Annotated in this window: 24 protein-coding genes; 7 read left to right on the top strand and 17 right to left on the bottom strand. The window is 65.7% G+C overall.

The features are described 5' to 3' along the window. Positions 1-154: 154 nt before the first annotated feature. A complete protein-coding gene (locus EP007_RS05635) occupies positions 155-1,042 on the bottom strand; it encodes an HVO_0234 family beta-propeller protein (RefSeq protein WP_128476720.1) in 888 nt (295 codons plus the stop codon). Positions 1,043-1,224: 182 nt separating this feature from the next. On the opposite strand from EP007_RS05635, the gene glmM reads away from it, so the two are divergent. Then, positions 1,225-2,589 (top strand): phosphoglucosamine mutase, encoded by a 1,365-nt coding sequence (glmM, locus tag EP007_RS05630; RefSeq protein ID WP_128476719.1) that lies wholly within the window; start codon positions 1,225-1,227, stop codon positions 2,587-2,589. Positions 2,590-3,708: 1,119 nt separating this feature from the next. On the opposite strand, the gene EP007_RS05625 is transcribed toward glmM, so the two are convergent. From EP007_RS05625 to EP007_RS05605, 5 genes are all read right to left on the bottom strand, one after another. Beyond that, positions 3,709-4,854 (bottom strand): DUF7118 family protein, encoded by a 1,146-nt coding sequence (locus tag EP007_RS05625; RefSeq protein WP_128476718.1) that lies wholly within the window; start codon positions 4,852-4,854, stop codon positions 3,709-3,711. Continuing rightward, positions 4,847-5,296, bottom strand: a complete 450-nt coding sequence (gene hisI / locus EP007_RS05620; RefSeq protein ID WP_128476717.1) for a phosphoribosyl-AMP cyclohydrolase — start codon at positions 5,294-5,296, stop codon at positions 4,847-4,849. Before hisI ends, EP007_RS05625 begins: the two co-directional genes overlap by 8 nt. 71 nt (positions 5,297-5,367) lie before the next feature. Beyond that, positions 5,368-6,030 carry an IMPACT family protein gene (locus EP007_RS05615; protein WP_128476716.1) on the bottom strand — a complete coding sequence of 221 codons (663 nt, stop codon included), beginning with the start codon at positions 6,028-6,030 and terminating at the stop codon, positions 5,368-5,370. After that, positions 6,027-7,271 (bottom strand): AI-2E family transporter, encoded by a 1,245-nt coding sequence (locus EP007_RS05610; protein WP_128476715.1) that lies wholly within the window; start codon positions 7,269-7,271, stop codon positions 6,027-6,029. The genes EP007_RS05615 and EP007_RS05610 overlap by 4 nt, the downstream gene beginning before the upstream one ends. A gap of 100 nt (positions 7,272-7,371) precedes the next feature. Then, positions 7,372-7,875 carry an ACT domain-containing protein gene (locus tag EP007_RS05605; RefSeq protein WP_128476714.1) on the bottom strand — a complete coding sequence of 168 codons (504 nt, stop codon included), beginning with the start codon at positions 7,873-7,875 and terminating at the stop codon, positions 7,372-7,374. A 364-nt stretch (positions 7,876-8,239) separates the two neighbouring features. Here EP007_RS05605 and EP007_RS05600 point away from each other — a divergent pair, with 364 nt between their 5' ends. Beyond that, a complete protein-coding gene (locus tag EP007_RS05600; RefSeq protein ID WP_128476713.1) occupies positions 8,240-8,815 on the top strand; it encodes a hypothetical protein in 576 nt (191 codons plus the stop codon). Between the two features lie 192 nt (positions 8,816-9,007). On the opposite strand, the gene hisB is transcribed toward EP007_RS05600, so the two are convergent. Beyond that, positions 9,008-9,595 (bottom strand): imidazoleglycerol-phosphate dehydratase HisB, encoded by a 588-nt coding sequence (gene hisB, locus EP007_RS05595; protein ID WP_128476712.1) that lies wholly within the window; start codon positions 9,593-9,595, stop codon positions 9,008-9,010. 120 nt (positions 9,596-9,715) lie between these two features. Here hisB and EP007_RS17345 point away from each other — a divergent pair, with 120 nt between their 5' ends. Next, complete coding sequence (locus tag EP007_RS17345) at positions 9,716-9,901, top strand: hypothetical protein (protein ID WP_166035452.1); 186 nt, start codon at positions 9,716-9,718, stop codon at positions 9,899-9,901. 3 nt (positions 9,902-9,904) lie between these two features. Here EP007_RS17345 and hisA read toward each other — a convergent pair whose 3' ends face one another. Next, the gene (gene hisA, locus EP007_RS05590; protein ID WP_128476711.1) at positions 9,905-10,633 is read right to left on the bottom strand and encodes a 1-(5-phosphoribosyl)-5-[(5-phosphoribosylamino)methylideneamino]imidazole-4-carboxamide isomerase; all 729 of its coding nucleotides are present in this window, start codon (positions 10,631-10,633) and stop codon (positions 9,905-9,907) included. Between the two features lie 123 nt (positions 10,634-10,756). Here hisA and EP007_RS05585 point away from each other — a divergent pair, with 123 nt between their 5' ends. Next, on the top strand, positions 10,757-11,164 hold the full coding sequence (locus EP007_RS05585) for a hypothetical protein (protein WP_128476710.1): 408 nt from the start codon (positions 10,757-10,759) through the stop codon (positions 11,162-11,164). Between the two features lie 15 nt (positions 11,165-11,179). Here EP007_RS05585 and EP007_RS05580 read toward each other — a convergent pair whose 3' ends face one another. Continuing rightward, entirely contained in the window at positions 11,180-11,569 is a 390-nt protein-coding gene (locus EP007_RS05580; protein ID WP_128476709.1) for a PIN domain-containing protein, read from the bottom strand. Next, a complete protein-coding gene (locus tag EP007_RS05575; RefSeq protein ID WP_128476708.1) occupies positions 11,566-11,832 on the bottom strand; it encodes an antitoxin VapB family protein in 267 nt (88 codons plus the stop codon). Before EP007_RS05575 ends, EP007_RS05580 begins: the two co-directional genes overlap by 4 nt. Before the next feature lie 151 nt (positions 11,833-11,983). Here EP007_RS05575 and serB point away from each other — a divergent pair, with 151 nt between their 5' ends. Then, complete coding sequence (gene serB, locus EP007_RS05570; RefSeq protein ID WP_128476707.1) at positions 11,984-12,622, top strand: phosphoserine phosphatase SerB; 639 nt, start codon at positions 11,984-11,986, stop codon at positions 12,620-12,622. A 65-nt stretch (positions 12,623-12,687) separates the two neighbouring features. On the opposite strand, the gene EP007_RS05565 is transcribed toward serB, so the two are convergent. Beyond that, complete coding sequence (locus EP007_RS05565; protein ID WP_128476706.1) at positions 12,688-12,957, bottom strand: DUF7571 family protein; 270 nt, start codon at positions 12,955-12,957, stop codon at positions 12,688-12,690. 176 nt (positions 12,958-13,133) lie between these two features. Here EP007_RS05565 and EP007_RS05560 point away from each other — a divergent pair, with 176 nt between their 5' ends. Beyond that, positions 13,134-14,186 carry an NAD(P)/FAD-dependent oxidoreductase gene (locus tag EP007_RS05560; RefSeq protein WP_128476705.1) on the top strand — a complete coding sequence of 351 codons (1,053 nt, stop codon included), beginning with the start codon at positions 13,134-13,136 and terminating at the stop codon, positions 14,184-14,186. An 8-nt stretch (positions 14,187-14,194) separates the two neighbouring features. Here EP007_RS05560 and EP007_RS05555 read toward each other — a convergent pair whose 3' ends face one another. The 3 genes from EP007_RS05555 to EP007_RS05545 form a co-directional block, all read right to left on the bottom strand. After that, positions 14,195-14,935, bottom strand: a complete 741-nt coding sequence (locus tag EP007_RS05555; RefSeq protein ID WP_128476704.1) for a DUF7530 family protein — start codon at positions 14,933-14,935, stop codon at positions 14,195-14,197. Next, on the bottom strand, positions 14,932-15,822 hold the full coding sequence (locus EP007_RS05550; RefSeq protein ID WP_128476703.1) for an NAD(P)H-binding protein: 891 nt from the start codon (positions 15,820-15,822) through the stop codon (positions 14,932-14,934). The genes EP007_RS05555 and EP007_RS05550 overlap by 4 nt, the downstream gene beginning before the upstream one ends. Before the next feature lie 76 nt (positions 15,823-15,898). Next, on the bottom strand, positions 15,899-16,987 hold the full coding sequence (locus EP007_RS05545) for a S1C family serine protease (protein ID WP_128476702.1): 1,089 nt from the start codon (positions 16,985-16,987) through the stop codon (positions 15,899-15,901). A gap of 168 nt (positions 16,988-17,155) precedes the next feature. On the opposite strand from EP007_RS05545, the gene EP007_RS05540 reads away from it, so the two are divergent. After that, a complete protein-coding gene (locus EP007_RS05540; RefSeq protein WP_128476701.1) occupies positions 17,156-17,437 on the top strand; it encodes a hypothetical protein in 282 nt (93 codons plus the stop codon). A 23-nt stretch (positions 17,438-17,460) separates the two neighbouring features. On the opposite strand, the gene metX is transcribed toward EP007_RS05540, so the two are convergent. From metX to EP007_RS05525, 3 genes are all read right to left on the bottom strand, one after another. Next, the gene (gene metX, locus EP007_RS05535) at positions 17,461-18,657 is read right to left on the bottom strand and encodes a homoserine O-acetyltransferase MetX (protein WP_128476700.1); all 1,197 of its coding nucleotides are present in this window, start codon (positions 18,655-18,657) and stop codon (positions 17,461-17,463) included. Next, positions 18,654-19,958 carry an O-acetylhomoserine aminocarboxypropyltransferase/cysteine synthase family protein gene (locus tag EP007_RS05530; protein WP_128476699.1) on the bottom strand — a complete coding sequence of 435 codons (1,305 nt, stop codon included), beginning with the start codon at positions 19,956-19,958 and terminating at the stop codon, positions 18,654-18,656. Before EP007_RS05530 ends, metX begins: the two co-directional genes overlap by 4 nt. 440 nt (positions 19,959-20,398) lie before the next feature. After that, complete coding sequence (locus EP007_RS05525) at positions 20,399-20,635, bottom strand: hypothetical protein (protein ID WP_128476698.1); 237 nt, start codon at positions 20,633-20,635, stop codon at positions 20,399-20,401. Positions 20,636-20,653: the final 18 nt, after the last annotated feature.

Here is a 20,653-nt window from a genome sequence, read left to right as displayed (position 1 = left end):
GAGGCATAAACCTACGTAGCTATATAGACTAAATGTGTGGCGGGTTTAGCGAAACGGGAGGCAACGTCAAAATCAGATATACTTCGCAGAAATAATCCTAACCATATGATAAACAATTCCACATACTTGAGAATAACATTCCAATCTGGAAGGGTTACGGCGCGGCGACCGCCTCGACCCCGCGAAGCCCGAGAATCTGGTGGGTCCACCCGTCGCCGACCGACAGCAGGAACGTTCCCTCCGCCGTCACCGCGTACGTGCCCTCGCCCTGGTCGAGCGCGACGACCTCCCCGGAGACGGGCAACTCCACCGCCCGCCACTCGTCGTCCTCGTGGGCGAACAGGCCGTCCGCGCCCGCGGCGTGCGCTCGGCCGAGAGTGCCCGCGGACACAGATGCGTCCGCGTCCGACGCGCTGACCGCTCGAAACTCGCCGTCGAGCGCGTCCAGCCACCCGTTGCCCAGTTCGTACAGGCCGTCGTCGGTCGCGGCCAGCGGTACCCCGGTGGCGGACACGCCCCGGACGCTCTCTAAGCCGACGTGCCGGAGACTGTCGTCCTCGACCCGGTAAACGCCCGACGCGGCGGCCACGAGGCCGCCGTCGATTGCGCGCACGTCGTCCAGTTCGTCGAGTTCGGTCCAGTCCGGAGCGTCATCGCTAGCTGACTCTCTTGGGATGCCTTCGCGGACGACCGTGCCGTCCTCGCGGGCCGCCACGAGACCACCGCCCGCACCGCCGTCGGCGAACCCGACCGCGACCGCCGGACCGACGCCGAGCGCGCGGAACTCGGTCTCCGAAGCGTCATCGTCTTCATCTGGTTCGTCGCCGAAGACCCCGACCAGCACGTCCTCGTCGGTTGCCACCGCGAGATGTCCGTCCCGCCCCGCCGCGTCGCGGGCCGTACACCGGTGGGCCAGTCCGAACTCGCCCACGAGGTCGTCGGAGGTGTCCACGCGCGCGACCCCGAACTCGCCGACGACGTACACCGGGGTCGGTCCCTCGCTGGCGTCGTACACCCGCTTCTCGTCGATGCTGATGCCCATAGTGGACGAAGGGACCGAGAGGCGTGAAAACGTTCGGGTTCTGCGCGTCGGACTTTTTACCCTCTCGCGTCGTTCGACTCGCTGCGCGCGACGCCGACTCGTCAACCCGCTAATTTGGTGAACGACTCCCTCAGTGGATGCGCTCCGGAATAACTTTTGCCCGCGGGTCCCGAGCGTCCCACATGAAAGTGTTCGGGTCCAGTGGTACTCGCGGGGTCGCAAACGAGGCGTTGACCCCCGAGTTCGTACTCAAAGTTGCCAAGGCCGCCGGGACGGTGTGGCGGACCGAGCGCGTGGCCGTCGCGCGCGACACCCGCGCCACGGGCGAGATGCTGGCCGATGCGGCCGCCAGCGGTCTCGCCAGCGTCGGCGCGGACGTGGACAGACTCGGAATCATCCCGACGCCGGGCGCGCAGGCCTACGCCGAGCGCGAGGAGACACCCGTCGTGATGATTACCGCCTCGCACAACCCGCCGGAGTACAACGGCGTCAAGCTAATCGGCATCGACGGCGTGGAACTATCCGTCGAAGAGCTAGAGCGAATCGAGCAGAAGTTCCTCGCCGAGAAGTTCGAGTCGGCCCGCTGGAGCGAGACCGGCGATAGCCGCCGCGTGGAGGGCGCGCGCCGCGAGTACGTCGCGGAACTGCTCGACACCGTGGACCGCGAGACCATCGCGGACGCCGACCTCACCGTCGCGCTGGACCCCGGCCACGGTGCCGGGTCGCTCACCAGCCCCGAGTTCTTCCGGAAACTCGGCTGTCGCGTCGTCACCGCCAACAGCCAACCGGACGGCCACTTCCCCGGCCGGAACCCCGAACCCGTCCCCGAGAATCTGGGCGACCTCGGCCGACTCGTGGAAGCGACCGACGCCGACGTGGGAATCGCCCACGACGGCGACGCCGACCGTGCCATCTTCTACGACGAGAACGGCGAGTACATCGAGGGCGACGCCACCCTCGCGGCGCTCGCGGCCGCGGAACTCGACCCCGACGACTCTGTCGTCTCGGCGGTCAACGTCTCCCAGCGTCTCGTGGATGTGGCCGACGAGCAGGACGCGACCCTCGAACTCACGCCCATTGGCTCGACCAACCTCATCACCCGCATCCGCGAACTCCGCGGGCAGGGAACGTCGGTCCCGGTCGCTGGCGAGGGCAACGGCGGCATCTTCTTCCCGAACTACCGACTCTCGCGCGACGGTGCCTACACCGCCGCCAAGTTCCTCGAACTGCTGGCCGACCGCTCGGCCAGCGAAGTCGTCACGCCCTACGACGGCTACCACAACGTCCGCATCAACATCGAGTACGACACCGACGCCGAGCGCGACGCCCTGCTCGCCGCCGCCGAACGCGAGGCCGACGAGTCGGACGCCGACACGACGACGCTCGATGGCTACCGCATCGACTACGGCGACGCGTGGGTGCTGGCCCGCCCGAGCGGCACCGAACCGATGGTCCGAATCTACGCCGAGGCCCGCGAGGCGGCCCGCGCCGAGGAGTTGGCCGCCGAGATGGAAGGGCAACTGCTGGCCGCGAAGGCCGAGGTCTGAGGGGAGAATCTGGCTCTCGCGTTCTATCGAGCGTAACCTTTTAGATGTTTAATCCGTAACTAAAAAGCGAGGAAGCCGGGCGGACCCTTGCAAACCGCGGGGTGCGTTCGGGGTAGGAACGCGAGGTAGTGGCTCACGTTCCGATGACTTCCGTTCTACCGTTTCAGAGTAGCGAGATACTTCGTTAGCGTCTCCGAATGGATTCGGTTTTCGATGACGTTCTCGAATTTCCGACCGGACGAAACACCGTCTTTCGGGGGACGGCGACCTTCTACCCACGCAATGACCCGCGACTGTTCGACTGCTGCCTGTTTTGCTCCCGACGTACGCAGACGGTACGACGGTGTCGGCTGAACGTCTTCGAACGTCCATCCCGAACTCACCCATTCTACCTGCTTCGGTAGTTGTTTGACACTCGCCTCTCCCGTGGTGAGTTTCTTCCGGACGTATCCTGCAATGTAATCTGCGGCGATTACTTCGGGATACGTCAGGTCCGCTTTGGGGAGCGACGAAGCGTATACCGCACAAATTGCGGATTGAAACGACGAGTTGAACTCAGCACTTGCCTGCTTTCGAAGATATTGTTGGTTTTCACCGTACGTTTCAGGTCCTCCATCGTGGATAAGAACCGCATCTCCGTCGAAATCGCTTTTCTCCTCCGAGTGCGGTGTAGTTAACGACTTACTAGCTACTGTACACGTGATTGCCGCACGTTTTGGAACGCTGTATGCTTCCCACCCGACAGCGCTGCTCCATGTAACTGGTGTCGAAGCGATTGAACTGATAAGCGATTCGACCCGGCGGTCTTGCGTCGCTTTTGCTATATCCGATGTGGATAACGAATGGGATTTGTTTCTCCACGGATTGAGTCCTGCGTCGATTAGATAGTTAGCGAGTTTTTCCCCGTGGCGACGTGGACACTGAACAGCACAAATAACGAATGGTCCACCGGTCCCGTCCGGATTTCCGGACTCGTCTACGCCGATTACGTGGTTTAGGCGTTTTTTCTCTCCCGACTTGCTGGCAACTTGTACGGGCCGCAACCCCATACAAAAGTAATAGCTACTACATATATTTAAGTGCATTTCTTCGGAGATGTCGAAGCAAAAGGGACGAAACCTACCGCTCGGGATACTCTTCTCGCGCGTCTTCCAACCGCTTGCGCTTCGCTCGCAACTCCGCCAGTTCGTCCTCCACAGCACCGCTGGCGACCTTCTCGCGCTCGGCGTCGGAGAGTTCCGCCTCGGCCTCCGCGACGGTCCGCAACTCCTCGAAGCGCTCTCGGTCGCGGACGACCGACTGCACGTCTCGCAAGTCCGCGACCACCTCGTCGTCGGCGAACCGGGCGACGACCGACACCAGTTCCTCGACGCGCCACCGGAGGTCGGCGGCCGACCGGGGTGGCCACTCCAGTTGCAGAGGGTCGGCGTCGAGTCGTTCGAGGTAGGTCTCGTTGGTCGCCACCGCGCGCTTGAGCGCGGTCGGGTCCTCGACGTAGTGGTCGAGTTTCGAGTTCGAGTAGCGGGCGTACTTCAGCAGTTCTGAGACAGGTTCGGTGCCGACCTCGCGGGTCTCAACGTACTCTTCAAGCGTCTCGGGCGGGTCGCGGAACGAGACCAGCGAGTAGTCCTCGGTGGCGGCGACGAACGACAGTAGTTCGCGGGCGCTGGCTGACGACTTGAACGACGAGAACGCCTCGGCGACCGCCTCGTTGTAGTCCTCGATTGGCTCTCGAATCTCTTCGACCGGCGCGTCGAGGTCCGCGTCGCCGAGTTCGACCAGTCGCTCGCGCTCGGCGATTTCCTCGCGCACGTCCGCGAGCGCGTGTCCGACCTCCCGGCGCGTCTCGCGGTACTCGGCTACGGCCTCTCGGCGCTCGTCGAGCAGTCCCGCGATATCGCCCGCCGCGGCGAGTCGGTCGCGGGCGGCCGCGAAGTCCGATTCGCTCAGTCGGCGCTTGTCGAATCGGTCGTTGGCGGCCTCGAAGGCGTCGCGCTCGGGCAGGTCCTCGGGTAAGTCCTCGACCAGCGAGTCGAACTTCTCCTGAAACTGGATGAAGTGCTTGAAGTTCTCCTTGCCCGTGCCGGTCGCCTGCCCGTCGTAGCGGTCGAGCAGGTCGGCCGCTCGGTCGTAGGCGTCGGCCACCGCTCGGACGGTCTCCTCGCCGTAGTCGTCGATGCGGTCTTGCACCTCTCGGCAGGCGGCGTCCGCGTCGGCGAGCGCCGTCGCAAGGTCGCCGGTGGCGGATTCGATGGTACTACTCATACACGTCGTCCGGGTCGAAGGCTTTCTCGCCGACGACCTCGCCGTCGAGGGTGCGGTAGAAACACGACTCGTAACCGGTGTGGCACGCGCCGCCCTCCTGCTCGACCAGATAGAGCAGGGCGTCGCCGTCACAGTCGGCCCGGACCTCCCGGACGCGCTGGACGTGCCCGCTGGTCGAACCCTTCTGCCACAACTCCTCGCGGCTCCGCGAGTAGTAGTGAGCGAGACCGGTCTCGCGGGTCTGCTCGACCGCTTCTGGGGTGACGTAGGCCAGCATCAGCACGTCTCCCGTGTCGGCGTCCTGTGCAATCGCGGGGATGCGGCCGGTCTCGCCGAAGTCGAGTTCGACGGCGTCGTCGAGGTCGGAGGTCACCTCGGTATCGCCGTCCGGGGTCGCTCCCTCGGCGTCGCCGTCGGTCTCGGCGCTGTGGGCGTCGCTCATGACGAGGTAGTTCGGGTTTCCCGGCGATATGTTTTGTGTGTCGCCGCGTCCGCCCGCGGCTCCGCTCGGACTCACTCGCTGTCGTCGATTTCGGCCCGCCCGCTCGTCGCGCTCCGGATGCGGTCCCGCAGGTCGTCGCCCTCTTCGACCGGCACCCGGACCGCGAAGGTGACGCGCTCGGCGTAGTCGGCGTCGAACTCGACGCCGCCTCGCGGCGCGTCCTGTCGTTCGTCGCCAGACGAGTCGCGCCCCTCGCTCTCCAAAATTCCGCGGACGGTCCCCGAATCGTCGTACTCGACCGCGACCGAGAACCGCTCGTGGGGGCGCTCCTCGACGACTCCGGCGTCCTCGACGGCGTCCTTGACGCCCCGCGAGTAGGCCCGCGCCAGTCCGCCGACGCCGAGGTTCGTGCCGCCGTAGTACCGGGTCACGACCACGACGGCGTTCTCCACGTCCTCCTGCTGGAGGACGTTGAGCGCGGGTTTGCCTGCTGACCCGGAGGGTTCACCGTCGTCGTCGCCGTACTCCCGGAGCATCTGTCCGCCGGACTCGCGCACTCGGTAGGTCGGGACGTTGTGTGTCGCGTCGTCGTATTCGCTCCGAATCCCGGCGACGAACGCCTCGGCCTCCTCGCGGTCCGCGGCGGGCGCGGCGTGGCCGATGAACTCCGAGCCGCGAATCTCGAACGTCGCTCGGCCCCGGCCCGCCAGCGTCAGGTACGTGTCGTCGCTCATGCGTCGGGTTCGTCGGCCGATTCGAACTCCGCGGCCTTCCTTCCGTCGGTCGTCGTCTCGTCGGTCGCTATCTCGTCGCCGCGGTCCGGAACCACCTCGCTCTCATCGTCGCCGTCGTCGCTCGCGGGACTCTCGACGACGGTTTCGGGGTCGGTCCCGAGCGATTCGGCGGTCAGGACCTCCCCGGTGACGCTGTCGCCGTGGACGAGTCCCGGCAGGACGATTCTGGCGAGGTGGACGCTCACGACGACCAGCAGGGGACCGAAAAACAGTCCGTACCAACCGAACAGCATCGTCCCCCCGATGTAGGCAAATATCATGAGACCGCCGTGGATGCTCCGCCCGGCGATGTACGGCCGGAGGACCGCGACCGGCAGGAGGTCCAGCAGGACGAAGCAGGCGATCAAGAACACCGCGGGGAACCAGAGCGGTCCCGGTCCGGTCGCGGCCGAGTACGCGAGGGAGACGCTGACCGGCACGTACACGATTTTTCCGACGACGAGGGGCACGAGCGTCGCCAACCCGGTCAGCAACGCCAGCAGGGTCGGAACCGGCACGCCGATACTCCCCGGCGCGACGAGATTGAGACCGTTGTAGACGACCACTCCCAGCACGATGACTGCGAACACCGTCAGGACGTTGCCGACGTACACCGTGTGCAGGTCCTCGTCCACGGCCACGGCGTAGGCGTAGGCCGCCGACCCCTCAGGACCGAACTGGTCGCGGAACCACGCCGCGATTCGGGCGTCCTCGCGCAGGAGCGTGAACGCCAACAGGAACGCGAGAACGAGGTGGGCCAGTCCGGTGGTCAGCGCGGTGAACGCCGCTACCGCCGCCGAGAGCGCCTCTTGCATCCGCCCCTGCAGGGGTCCGGAGCCGAGCAGCCCCTGCGCGTTCTCGACCAGCGCGGTCGCCTGCTCGGCCGACCCCGGTGCCAACTGGGCGTACGACTCTGCGGAGAGTCCGGTCAGTTGGCCCAACTGGTCGAGACCCACGAAGACCGCGTAGCCGACCAGAACGAGGACGGGCACGAGGACGATGAGTAGCGTGAGGTCGGCGGCGTGGTCAGAGGAAAACTCCGTCCGGAGTCGTCGGTAGAGCGGCCGCGACCCGTAATAAATGAACACGCCCAGCACGACGGTGCCGACGAACGACCAGAGGACGAACACGAAGATACCCGCGACGAGGAGCGTCAGCACCCACCACGCAAGGCGCTCGCGCTCCTCGGGCAGTCCGACCATACCGCCATTTCGTCACCGACGCGGTAAAGATTCGCGGGTCGAGACGACCGCCGAGCAGGGGGGAGCGACGAGCGGATGAGTGACGACTCGGGGAAAACGACTACTTCAACTCTATCTTCCGCACGAAATCGAGATTCTTCAACTCGTTCAGAACGTCACCGGGCATCGCCTCGTCGGTGACGACGTAGAGGCGCGGTTCGTCGGTGAACTCCGGGTCCTCGCTGATGGTCTGGCGGATGGAGATGTCGTTGTCCGCGAGCAGGGTCGTCACTGTCGCCACGATGCCGGGTTCGTCGGCGTCGATGACCTCGACAGTCAGGGCGTGCAGGTCGAGGACAGGCGCGAGGTCCATCAGGCTCGGAATCGAGGAGATGTTCTGGAAGATGCGCCGGAGCTGTTCGTCGGCGAGGATGGCGTCGGTGGTCGAGTCCACGACGCGCCGGTCCACGTCGATTTCGCGGGCGATTTGGGTGTTCGGAATCTCGATGCTCCCGGAGACGACCCGGCCCTCGTCGCTGACCGAGAAGCCGCGTTCGAGGAGCAGGCGGATGACGGCTTGTTGGGAGGGACTCCCCTCGAACTTCTGCATAATCTCGTCGAACATCTATCTGGTGAGTATGTGGTAGGGAGGGGTTTAGTGATTGTCTCTCGAAGTTCCGATTGTCGCGGTCGGCCGTGCTACGTGGCTAACAGTTCCGATGGAAGTCGAGAACGCATCGAGCTAGCTACAGGCTTGAGCCAATCATACTGCACAGCACCGCAACCGCGGGCCACGTCCTCCCCAACCGATTGCGGTCCTCGGCCTCCGCTTCGCTCCGACCTGCGGTCCTCATCCACCGGCGGACAAACCGCGTCTTCCGTGCCCTCGTTCGCTTCGCTCACGAGGACGCCAGCGCGCGCCGGGGTAAAACAGTCACTCCTTGCACGAACTTTTAAACCGGAAAACGCAGGAAAGAGCGACCGAGGAGATGACCGACGACGAAGACACGCCGGAGAACGCGCGACGAGACGACCCGGAGTGGCACGGCGACCGGTTTCCGTCGTGGGACTCCGACGAGAGTGCGCTTCGTGCCGCCCGAACCGAGGCCCGCGAGTCGCTGTCGGAGACCATCGACGCAATCCGGTGCACCGAGGAGTCCGCGATGCGGATGCTCAGAATCGACTTGGTGATTCTAAGTCTCTCGCTGACTGCCGCGTCGTCGTTCCAGTTCACCACGCAGTTCGTGAACGGACTCACCGTCCTCGGGTTCGTCAGTGTGGTGTTCTCTGCCGTCGTCGCGGTCGTGGCGACGTTCGGTTCCGAGCAACCGACAGGTGTGAGCGAAGCGTACTTACGAGAGTTCCAGCAGGCGTCGTGGTCCGAACGCGAGTGGAACGAGTGGATGCTACGAGAGTACAGCGAATGGCTCGCCGAAGCGAACGAAATCGCAGACGGTGACGCGCGAGCGTTGCTCTACGCGCAACTCTGTCTTGGAGTAGGACTGCTAGCGCTGATTTCCGGTGTCACAGTCGGAGCGACCGGTCTGTTGGATTCCTTCGGCTAACCCGAAAGAACGTGACCGTGCCGCGTTCGGTACGTATGTTTAAATGACGGGAGGACGATAAACTCTATATGGGAAAATCACCGAAAAGTGGCCGCGAGGTAGAGCCACAGCGTGTACGCGGTGGGTCGAAAATCTGCACCAGTATCGTTCGGTGGTTCGGAAGGCGCTACGACGACTGATTCCGCTACCGACCTATAACTGCCCCTTCGTACTCGCCACATCCCCTCTCCGCTCGTCAATCCGCGTCGCGTCGTCCAGCGCCCGCGCCAGCGACTTGAACAGCGCCTCGATTTCGTGGTGGGCGTTCTCGCCCGAAATCTCGACGTGGAGCGTCAGGCCCGCGTTCATCGCCAGCGAGCGCATGAAGTGTTTCGCCATGTGGCTCGTCATATCTCCCACACTCGCTTGGGAGAATTCGCCGTCGAACTCGAAGAGCGGGCGACCGCTCACGTCCACGACGACGCCAGCGACGGCCTCGTCCAGCGGCACCTTCCGGTCGGCGAATCGCTCGATGGCGCGCTTGTCGCCCAGTGCGTCGGCGAAGGCGTCGCCGAGCGTGATGGCAACGTCCTCGACGGTGTGGTGGTCGTCGATTTCGAGGTCGCCGTCACAGCGCACCGTCAGGTCGAACAGGCCGTGCTTGGCGAAGCTTTCGAGCATGTGGTCGAAGAATCCCACGCCGGTCTCGACGGTGGCGTCGCCGTCGCCGTCCACGTCGAGGGTCACGTTGATGTCCGTTTCCGCGGTCTCACGAGTCACCGCGGCGGTTCGGTCGCTCATACCCGACAGTTCGTCCCGAGCCACATGGTCGTTGCCCTCCCGAGCGGACCCGTGGACCGGTGAATGACGAGCGTCTGACGAAAATATATTAAATAGCTAACCGTAATTCCTGACGGGAAGATGGAGATACAAAAGATACACGTCTTAGCTTTGCTCGGCCTGTTCGTGGGAGGACTCATGTCGTTCGGCGACGGCGCAGTCATCGGTGTGCCGCTGCTCGCCGCCAGCGCCTCCCTGCTGGCCAAGCCGCGAGCGCGACCGACCGGAAAACGACTGACCGCTGCGGTGGCCGCCTTCGCGGGATAGTTCCTAAATCGACTTCGCTTCTTCGAGCGTGAACTCGCCCTCGTAGAGCGCGGTCCCGACGACGACGGCCGCGGCCCCCGCCTCGCGGAGCGCGCGCACGTCGTCCAGCGTGGCGACCCCGCCCGAGGCGACGACCGGGATATCGACCGCTTCGACCACCTCACGCACGCGGTCGGTCTGGACGCCCGCGAGTTGCCCCTCGACGTCAACGTCGGTGAACAGAATCGCACCAGCGCCCAACTCCTCGTAGCGCGCCGCGGCCTCGGCGGGGTTGAGTCCGGTGCCCTCGGTCCACCCCGAGACGACGACTTCGCCGTCCTTGGCGTCGAGGCTGACCGTGACCGAACCGGGGTAGTTTTCGGAAATCTCCCCGACGATGTCGGGGTTCTCGACGGCCGCCGTACCCAAAATCACGCGGTCCACGCCCCGCGAGAGCAGGTCCGTGGCGTCCGCGGCGGTCCGGATGCCCCCTCCCAACTGCACGTCGATGTCTTCGCCGACCGCCTCGATGACCGCCTCGACCGCCGCGGCGTTCTCGCGTTCGCCCTCGAACGCGCCGTCCAAGTCCACGAGGTGGAGGGTCTCGGCACCGTGTTCGACCCACCGCTCGGCGGCCTCCACGGGGTCGCCGTAGGTCTTCTCGGTGCCGCGCTCGCCCGCGACCAACTGGACGACTTCGCCGTCCTGCATGTCCACCGCGGGCACCACCTCGAACTCCGGAAAGTGCGTCATGGGGGTCGGTAGGGCGAGGACGGTTAAAGGCCCACCTTTCCGCTGACCGCGGGAGAGCCGTGGGCCTGCGACCGGAACGCCGGAGTGTCGAGGTTTTAATACGTTTCCCGCGGACGAATCGGTATGAAGCAGTCGCGTTTCAGATACCTCGGCGCGTTCGACCTGTTCGTCGTCGCCGTGCTCCTCGCCGTCTTCGGCGTCCGAGGGTTCACATCGTCTATCCTCGTTCCCGCGATGGCGCTCGCTGGCGTCTCCGCGCTCGTCGCCGGGAGCGTCGCGGAACTCTCGCTCGGTCCGCTCGCGCTCTCGTGGCGACATTTCGTCGCGGTTACCTACGGCCTTTTCGGGCTGATTCTGCCCGGCAATTACTTCCCCGCGGTCGTCGCGGGAACCGCGAGTCAGACCGAACTCGCGCTGTTTGTCGTCGCCTCGGTTGGCGCGCTCTCCCTGCTGTACTACGGCTACGACGTGGCCCGCGGCGGCGACCACTTCGAGGTCAACTCGGACGTGGACCGAGTCGTCGGTCGGTGACGCTCCGTTTCGATTCTACTGCTCGCGGTATCGTTCGAGTTCGAGACCGTCCACCTTCTTGAAGTCCCTGTCGGCCGTGACGAGCGGTACGTCGAACGCCCGTGCAGTTCCAGCGATATAGGTGTCGCTCGCGTTGATCTTCTCTCCGCGCGAACTGAGGGTGGCGCGGATGTCGGCGGTTTCGACTGCGGCCTCGTCGGTAAACGGAACTGCCCGGACCCACCCGTACTTCGCTTTCACTTCTTTACGACTCAGTTCCGTCGTTCGGAAGAGACCGGTGTACACCTCCGAAAGAACGATAGTCGGCGCACCGAAGACCGTGTCGTCGTTCCGTTCTAGATACTCAGCGGCGGCCTGCTCGCCCTGTGCATAACCGACGAGAACCGAAGCGTCGAGCAGTTTCATTCGCGGTCGTCCTCTCGTAAGGCGTCTACAATTTCACGCTGTCGCTCGGCCGTGTCGGCGTCGAACCGCTCGCGCTCGGCTTTGACGGCCTCGGCCAACGATTCACCCGCCTCGCCGTCGAGGAAGCCGAAGTTCGTTCGCCAGTCTCCCTCAGAGCTTTCGAGCAGTCGCTCGATGGTGTCTGAGAAGCTCTCGTCGCCCCGTTTGTGGGCTTCGAGGTGTTCGTACACCTCTTCTTTGATGCCGATATTCTTGGTCGCCATCGTGTTTGCGTTTGTGTTTGTGTTTTCGTTCTTAATGAGTGTTATCCCGGTTTCGTCTCGCTCAAGAACCCGACGTTCGCTCGCGTCCCGTTCCGTCGCAACGCCCGCGCCTTCCGTTCGTTTCAAGCCCCCGGCAGTCGAACCTCCGGCCATGACGCTGGTCGCGTTCGACTTCGACGGCACGCTCTCGGACTCGGAAATGACGGTCCTCCTCGGCGAGCGACAGGGAGTGGCCGACGAGATGGCCGACATCACCGAGCGAGCGATGAACGACGAGATTAGCTACGCCAAGAGCCTCCGGGACCGGGCCGCCCTGTTGGAGGGTCTCTCCGACGAGAAGGCTCAGGAGGCCTTCGAAGACGTGTATCTCCGGCCCGACGCCGCGACGGTCATCCGGGAACTCAACGAGGCGGGCGTGACTACCGCCGTCCTGACCGGCGGGTTCGAGCGCGGCGTCGAAGTCGCCTTGGAGCGCGAAGGCGTCTCGGTGGACACCATCGTCGCCAATCGTCTCCCGGTCGCGGACGGCGAACTCACCGGCGAGGTGGAGGGACCGCTCATCGAGGGGACGAAAGACGACGCGCTCGAACGACTCGCGGGCGAGCGTGAGATTGCGATGAGCAACACCGTCGCAGTCGGCGACGGCGCGAACGACCTTCCGATGCTGGAAGTCGCGGGTCTCGCGGTCGGGTTCGCGCCGAAGTCCGCGGTCCGACCGGCGTGCGATGTCGTAGTTGCCACGATGGAGCGACTTCGGGACGTGTTCGACGACGAAGGACTGCTGGACTGACGAAACGCGAGGAAACGCGAAAGCGCGGGAAAAGCGGAAACGCCGGAAACGCGACCGTGTGCCTTTCAGGAGGACACGGTATCGAGGTGCCAACCGGGGTCGTTGCCCGTGCGCTCGATGCTCTCGGAGCGACACGCCGGGCAGTAGTCGGGCGTACCAGTCAGACTTCGGGGGACGTAGACCGCACCGCCACACTCCACGCAGGCGTCGGGGACGACCGTCGCACAGTCGCTGCAGACGTTGAAGTCGTCTACCGTGAGTTCGCGCAGGGGTTCGAGCTGTTTGTCCAAGATGTACTCGTCGATGACCGCCTGACAGTTTTGGCACGGTTTCATAGCGATACAATCTCTACCATGCAACCCCGACACAAAGACCTATCGCTCCTGTGGAATTTTGACACCATTTTCGCTGTCACGTTCTTTCTGCCCATTTCCCCCGTCGCGTTCTTTCTGACGGACCGTTCCGAAGTCGGACGCGTACCCTTTTCCGACCGGAGTCCGTCGATTCGACCATGACCCGAATCGCCGTCGTGGGCGCGGGCGCGGCCGGACTCGGTGCCGCGTACGCGCTCCGCGACATCGACGCCGAAGTCACCGTCTTCGAGCGCCGCGAGGCAGTCGGCGGCCGGGCGGCGACTCACCGCCGCGACGACTGCACCTACGACGTGGGCGCGAACTACTGCAAGGACGACGACGAGCGCGTCCGGGACCTGTTCGCCGGGGAACTCGCTGACGGACTGGTGGACACCGAAGGGCCGGTCTGGACCTTCGACGCCGACGGCGACATCTCCGAGGGCCGGGGCGACGACGCCCGCAAATTGACCTACGGCGACGGACTGGCGACGCTCGGCGAACGACTTCGGGAGACCAGCGACGCGACGGTCCGGACCGAAACCGAGGTCACGGGACTCGCGCGCGACGCCGACGAGTGGCGCGTCGAGTTCGAGTCCGCGGACGACCCGCTGGCGGCGGGCGACATCCGTGCGGACGCCCTCGTCCTCACGCCGCCCGCGCCAGCGACCGCCTACCTGCTCGACCGTGCTGACTGGGACGGGACCGACGACTCGCTCCGTGCGGACCTCGTGGAGGCGGCGGCCGACGTGTCCTACCGGACCCTGCTCTCGGTCGCGCTCCACTACCCCCAGCGCACCGACTTGCCGTACTACGCGCTCGTGAACAGCGACAAGAATCACGAACTCGGTTGGGTCTCGCGCGAGGAGTGCAAGCCCGGCCACGTTCCCGAGGGCGAGAGTCTGCTCGTCGTCCAGCCCTCCCCCGAGTGGTCCCGGCATCGCTACGACGACGCCGACGACGAAATCGCGGTGCAGGCCGCCGACCTGACCGCCGAACTGCTCGGCGACCCTGACCGCTATCAGTTCGACTGGGCGGACGTGGTCCGGTGGCGCGACGCGCTCCCCGATTCGGGGGCCGACGCCGACGTTCTCGACCGAGGGACCGACGCGGACCTGTTCTTCGCTGGCGACTGGGTCGCGGGCGAGGGGCGCGTCCACGCCGCGCTCCGATCCGGTCTGGAAACGGGCGAGCGAATCGCCGAGCGATACTGAGAACGAGTCTACCGGTTGCGGCCCAACAGCACCGCAGAGGTCCCCGAGACCAGCGTCACCGCGACGACGTGGCCGACGATGGCCACGACCAGCAGGCTCCGGCCCCAGACGAACGGCACCAACAGGAGTTGGACCACTGCGAATCCGATGGTCAGCAGGTCGATACGGAGCAGTTGTCTCCGGGCCGCCGCGTCGAACTGGTCGCCGTACTGTACCGTTCGGACCAGTCCCGTGAGGCTGGCCCACCACCCCGTGCCGATGCGGTAACAGAGGTCCCACAGCACCAGCAGGGTGAGAAAGACCGCGGGCGCTGGCGGCGACTCGCCGAGTAGAAGCGTGAGCAGTGGGACCTGCCCGCTCCGGGCGTCCAGCGTGAACAAGTACGTCAAGAGTGCGACGAACGACATCACGCCCAAGACGACCTCGATGCTGGACGAAAACAGGAGTTGCCGGTACGCCGTGGGCGTCTTCATCCGGCGAATCTCGTCGCCGAGCGCCAGCATGACGTAGCTTCCGACGGCCGCGACCGCGACCGCGGCGGTCCCGGCGGGCACCGCGCTCCAGAGGTCGTAGACCGCCGCGAACGCCAAAATCAGTCCCTCGAACAGCGCGAACTGGATGACGACCGCGACCGGCTGGGACAGCGACAGGCCGGGTATCGCGCCGACGATGCTCTCGTACACCCACGTCTCGCCGTAGCGCGCCGCTGGGGTGTCGGACGGGACCTGCTCTCCGTTCTCCCGGCTCATTCCTCGTCAGCCAGCGCGCGCTCGACTGCCTCCTCGAAACTCGTCAACTCGATGGGCAGTAGCTCACGGATGGGCGCGTCGTCGGCGACGACGGGGTTTTTCAGCCCCGAGATGAGGGGGTGAGCGATAGACTTGGGCACGTCGGTCACTAAATCGACCCAGTAGGCAGATAGCTTCGGCGTCAGTACGGGCACGGAGACGATTCGGGGCTGATACCCCATTACTCGTCCGGTTTCCTGCATCATCTCGCCGTAGGTCAGCACGTCCGGGCCGCCGACCTCGTAGGTCCGGCCCGCCGTCTCGGGGAGGTCGAGGACGCCGACGAGGTACGCCACCACGTCGTCGATGGCGATGGGCTGACACTCGTTGTGGACCCACTTCGGCGCTATCATCACCGGTAGCTTGCCGACCAACTCCCGAATCATCTTGAAACTCGCGCTCCCGTCGCCGACGACGATGGCCGCCCGGAGCGTCGTCAGCTCGAAGCCTGCGCCCTCGGTCAAAATCGTCTCGACCTCGCGGCGGGACATGAGGTGTTCGGACAGCACGTCGCCGGTCTCGCCCAATCCGCCCAGATAGACGACTCGCCGGAGGTCCGACCCCCGTGCGGCCGCCACAAAATTCCGGGCCGCGAGTCGGTCGCGTTCGGCGAAGTCGCCTCCGGTCTGCATCGAGTGGACGAGGTAGTACGCCGCCTCGACGCCCTCGAAGACGCCCTCCATACTCTCGGAGTCAAGCAGGTCGGCCTCCACGACTTCGACGCTTGCCGGAGCGTCGTAACCGTCGGCGTCTCTCACGAGGGCGACGACCTCGTGGCCCGCGTCCAGCAGGGCGGGGACGAGGCGTCCGCCGACGAATCCGGTCGCTCCAGTTACCAGTACGCGCATTTGCGCAGACTACGGACCGCGGGACCATAAATTTCTGCTATTGACCTCTATGGGAAAAGAGACGCGAGGTCCGCCGCTACGGGGACTCGCCCGGCGGCGGCCGCTCGCCCAACTCGACTCGGACCTGCGTCCGCTCGCTGTCCCGCAGGACGGTCAGCGTCACCGTCTCGCCGGGCCGGGTCTGGGTCAGATAGCTCGATAGCTCCTCGCCCGAGCGAATCTGGCGGCCGCCGATGGCCAGAATCACGTCGCCGCCGCGGGGCACTTGGACGCCATCGACCTCGGTGATTCCGTCGTCGCCTTCCAGTGCGCCGTCGGCGGGTCCGCCCGGAACGACCTGTCGGACCAGCACGCCGCGGGTCACGTTCAGGTCGTTGCCCTCGGCGACAAGCGGTGTCACGTCCGTCGAGGAAATGCCGAGGTAGGAGTGAGCGTACGACCCGTTCGCTATCAGCGAGGGCGCGACGCGCTCGACGCGACTCGCCGGGACCGCGAATCCGGTGTTCTCGCTCCTGGCGAGCGTCGCGGTGTTGACGCCAACGACCTGCCCGTCGCAGTTCACCAGCGGCCCGCCGCTGTTACCGGGGTTGATGGCCGCGGTGGTCTGGACCGCGTTCGGAATCGTGAACTGCGGTCCCTGCGGCCCGCCAGCCGGGAGCGACCGGTTCGTCCCGCTGACTATGCCGTCCGTAATTGTCGCGTCGAGACCGAGCGGACTCCCGAGCGCGCCGACCGGTTGGCCCTGCTCGGGCGTTTCGTTTGCCAGTTCGAGCGGCGTCGCGTAGTCCGGCAGGTCGCTCACGTCGAGGACCGCGAGGTCGCTGTAGGCGTCCGTACCCACGACTTCGGCGGTCCGCCACTCGCCGCGGTTGAACTGGACCTCGACCGTCGAGGCGTTGCCCACGACGTGCTGGTTCGTGACGACGCGGCCCTCGTCGTCGTAAACGAACCCGGAGCCGAGTCCCTGTCCTCCTCTGGTCGCGGTCCGAACCGAGACGATGGAGCCAATCGTCTCGTCGTACAGCGCTTCGTAGTCGCAGGAAATCTCCTGTCTCGCGGCGTCTTCGCTTCCCGGTCCCCCGACGTGACCGACCGCACTCACCGGTCCCGTTCCGAGGAGTGCGACGACCAACACTCCGACGAGCAAGCGTGTTCGTCCCCACATCGGAAAGCGGGACGACCGGAATCGCAAAGAAAGTGCGGGCCTCTCGGGAAGCGACCGGGGGCACCTCGGCGTTCCCGCCTCTCCGACGTTCTCGACGCCTCCGACATGTCTCGACGCCGCTCGGACCCCATGCGGGACTTTTTGGTGTCTCCCCGTCAACTGATAGTCATGTCGGAACTGAACGCGTTGGAGTCGCTTCCGGACCGCTCGATGAAGCAGTCAGAACTCGACGCTCTCGCCGAGAGCGAGACCGTCGAATGGGTCGAACCGCTCCGGACCGGCGTCAACGAGCGCCGGAACATGGTGGACGCGTGGGTTCTCGAAACGGACGGGACCGCCCACGTCCTGCTGTACGAGACCAGCGGGTGGATGCCCAAGGGGTCGTTCGACACCGAGGGGTTGTCGCCCGAGGAGAAGCGCGAGCGCGGCGACGAGCTGTTGCGCTTCTGAGTCGTCGGGGAGCGTCCCCCGTCTCACTTCCCGAACAGGCTGGCGTGGACCGGGGCGAACTCCCGCTCGTCGGCGTCGCTGACCGCCCGTCCCTCGACGCCCGCGTCGAGGAAGTCCCGGAGCGGCGGCCCGACCTCCTCGGGTTCCACGAGGAAGGCGTCGTGGCCGTGGTCGCTTTCGACGACGTGGTGGGCGACACCGATTTCGGCGGTCTCGAAGGCCTCGGCGAGGCGTTCGGCCTGCTCGACCGTGAAGTGCCAGTCGCCGGTGAAACTGACCACGAGGGCTTCGCCGGAGAATCCGGCGAGCGCGTCGGCGTCCGAGTCGTAGCCAGCCGCGAGGTCGTAGTTGTCCATCGCCCGCGTCAGGTAGAGGTAACTGGTCGCGTCGAAGCGCTCGACGAACTTCTCGGCCTGATAGTCGAGATACGACTCGACCTCTCGGTAGGGGAAGAAGTCGCCCGCAGGGTCGTCGGGCGCGAAGGCCTCGGCCATCGCGGCCCGACCCGCCGACCGGCGGCCGAACTTCCGGTCCATCGACTCCTTCGAGAGGTAGCCGACGTGTCCCAACTGGCGAGCGACCGCGAGACCGTCCGTGGGCGCGTCTCGGTCCTCGCCGTGGTACGCCCCGCCGTTCCAGTTCGGGTCGGTCGTGATGGCTCGGCGCGCGATGGCGTCGATGGCGAGCATCTGGGGGTCGAGTCGGGCCGCAGTGGCGATTGGCGCGACTCTATCGACGCGCTCGGGATAGCGCTTGGCCCACTCCAAGACGTTCATCCCGCCGACGCTCCCGCCGACGACGGCGTGGAGCGGCCCGACCCCGAGGTGGTCGAGCAGGCGGGCCTGGGCGCGAGTCCAGTCGCCGACGGTCACGGCCGGGAAGTCGGTGCCGTAGGGGTCGCCCGTCTCGGGGTTCTCGCTCGCCGGGCCGGTCGTTCCGTAACAGGACCCCGGCACGTTCGCGCAGACGACAAAGTAGTTCCGGGTATCGACGGCCTTGCCCGGTCCGATAACGTCGCTCCACCACGCCGCGGCCTGTCCGTCGGTGTCGCCGCGCTTCGGGCCGGTGACGTGCGCGCTCCCGGTCAGGGCGTGACAGACCAACACCGCGTTGCTCCCGTCGTACTCCCCGTAGGTCTCGTAGGCGACTTCGAGGGGGACCGCTCGGCCACACTCGAACTCGAAACGCCCGAGGTCGGCGGTGTCGCGCGTTCGGTTCATGTGGACCTCTCGATGGCGCGCTCTACGTCCGCGAGCAGGTCGGCCGGGTCCTCGATGCCGACCGAGAGGCGAATCAGGTCGGGCGAGACGCCCGCCGAGCGCTGTTCTTCGGGAGAGAGTTGCGCGTGGGTCGTGCTGGCGGGGTGGATGACCAGCGTCTTCGCGTCGCCGATGTTGGCCAGAAAGCTCGCCAACTCGACGTTCTCGCAGAATTCCTTTCCGGCCTCGTAGCCCTCGACAAGTCCGAACGCGACCATCCCGCCGTACCCGCCGTCAAGATACTCACTGGCGTTCGCATGGGTCTCGTGGCTCTCCAAGCCCGGATACGCCACCCACGCCACGTCGTCGTGGCCCTCCAGATACTCGGCGACGATGGCGGCGTTCTCGCAGTGGCGGTCCATCCGGAGCGGCAGGGTCTCTAACCCCTGTAGGGTCTGCCACGCATCGACGGGCGATTGCTGATTGCCGAGGCTCCGGAGCGCCCGCCAGCGCGCCGCCGCGGCCAGCGGTGCCTCGGGGAAGTCCCGAGAGAAGTCGGTGCCGTGGTAGGCCGCGTTGTCGCCCGCGATTTCGGGGTAGCTGTCGGCGTGGGCCTGCCAGTCGAAGCTTCCGCCGTCAACGAGGACGCCGCCGACCGTAGTCCCGCTCCCGTGGAGCCACTTCGTCGTGGACTCCCAGACCGCGTCCGCGCCGTGGTCGAGGGGGTTGCAGAGATACGGCGTGGCGAAGGTGTTGTCCACGACGAGTGGTGCCCCGGCGTCGTGAGCGATTGCGGCCACGCGCTCGAAGTCGGGCGTGACGAGCGAGGGGTTGCCGACCGTTTCGACGTGGACGAACGCGGTGTCCTCGTCTACCGCGTCCTCGTAGGCCTCGTAGTCCAGCGTCTCCACGAATCGCGGTTCGACCCCGCGCTTGCTCGCGTTGTGGTTGAGGTACGCGGTGGTCCCACCGTAGGTGTCCGTCGAGCAGACCACGTTATCGCCCGACTCGGCCAGCACGAGGACCAGCGAGTCGAACGCGGCCATCCCGCTGGCGGTCGCCACCGCGCCGGTCCCGCCCTCCAGCGAGGCGAGTCGCTCTTCGAGGAACTCCGTCGTCGGGTTCGAGATGCGCGAGTAGATGTCGTCGTCGCCGTCGAGCGCGTAGCAGTCCGCGGCGTGGTCGGCGTCCTCGAACTCGTAGGAGGTCGTCTGGTAGATTGGCGGCGCGCGCGCCCCGGTCGCGGGGTCCGCTCCGTGGCCTGCGTGGAGGCTCCGGGTCGAAAAGCGGGGCTGGTCGGCCGCCTCCTCGGGGTCAGTCATGTACTACACGCATATTTCTACGCGAAGTTATAACTGACAGTTACGGCAAGGCTTGCAGTCGGCCATTTACCGGGACGGATACGCGCTTCGCCCGCCGACAATCCCGGAATCGGGGTCGCCGTGTCCCCGTACCCGACTGGTCCCTTCGAACCGCGGGGCGGTCTGCTCCGGAGCGAGCGAATCGGCGTCCCGAACTCCATCGACCCGACGCTGTTCGTCGGGGGGGGCGGAATCCGTTCCTGTTTTCGGGGAGCAAGCGCGGCATCTACGGGGTTCGAATCACCGAAAACGGTCTCTCGTTCGCTGGCGGGAAGTTCCAGATTGCGGGCGGCGTGGAAGCGTCCTACGTCGTCGAACGCGACGGCACGCCGAGCGGGGAGAGCGAGGTGCCGCCTGTCGCCGAGTGAACTCGATGCGACCGACAGACGTTGCGTTTCGACTTACAGACGTTTGCCGAGTGCGAAGAGGAAGACGGAGACGAATCCGACGACGGTGAGTCCGAGTGCGACGAAAAAGAGGTGTGCCAGTAGGTCGCCGTCGGTCGAGACGAGTTGGAGAATTATCAGTACGACAATCAGCAGCAGAAGTTGGTCGAGTTTGGTTTCGAGACTGTCGATTCTGGCGACGAGGTCCGCCGCGTCGTCGCTCTCGCCCGCGCGGTCGCTGGGGTCGGCCATGCGCGGTTGCTGGCAGGC

This window comes from Halorussus pelagicus (genome assembly GCF_004087835.1).
Taxonomy (GTDB): domain Archaea; phylum Halobacteriota; class Halobacteria; order Halobacteriales; family Haladaptataceae; genus Halorussus; species Halorussus pelagicus.
The sequence above is the reverse complement of the archived record's forward strand: the minus strand, read 5'-3'. Positions and strand labels throughout refer to the sequence as shown.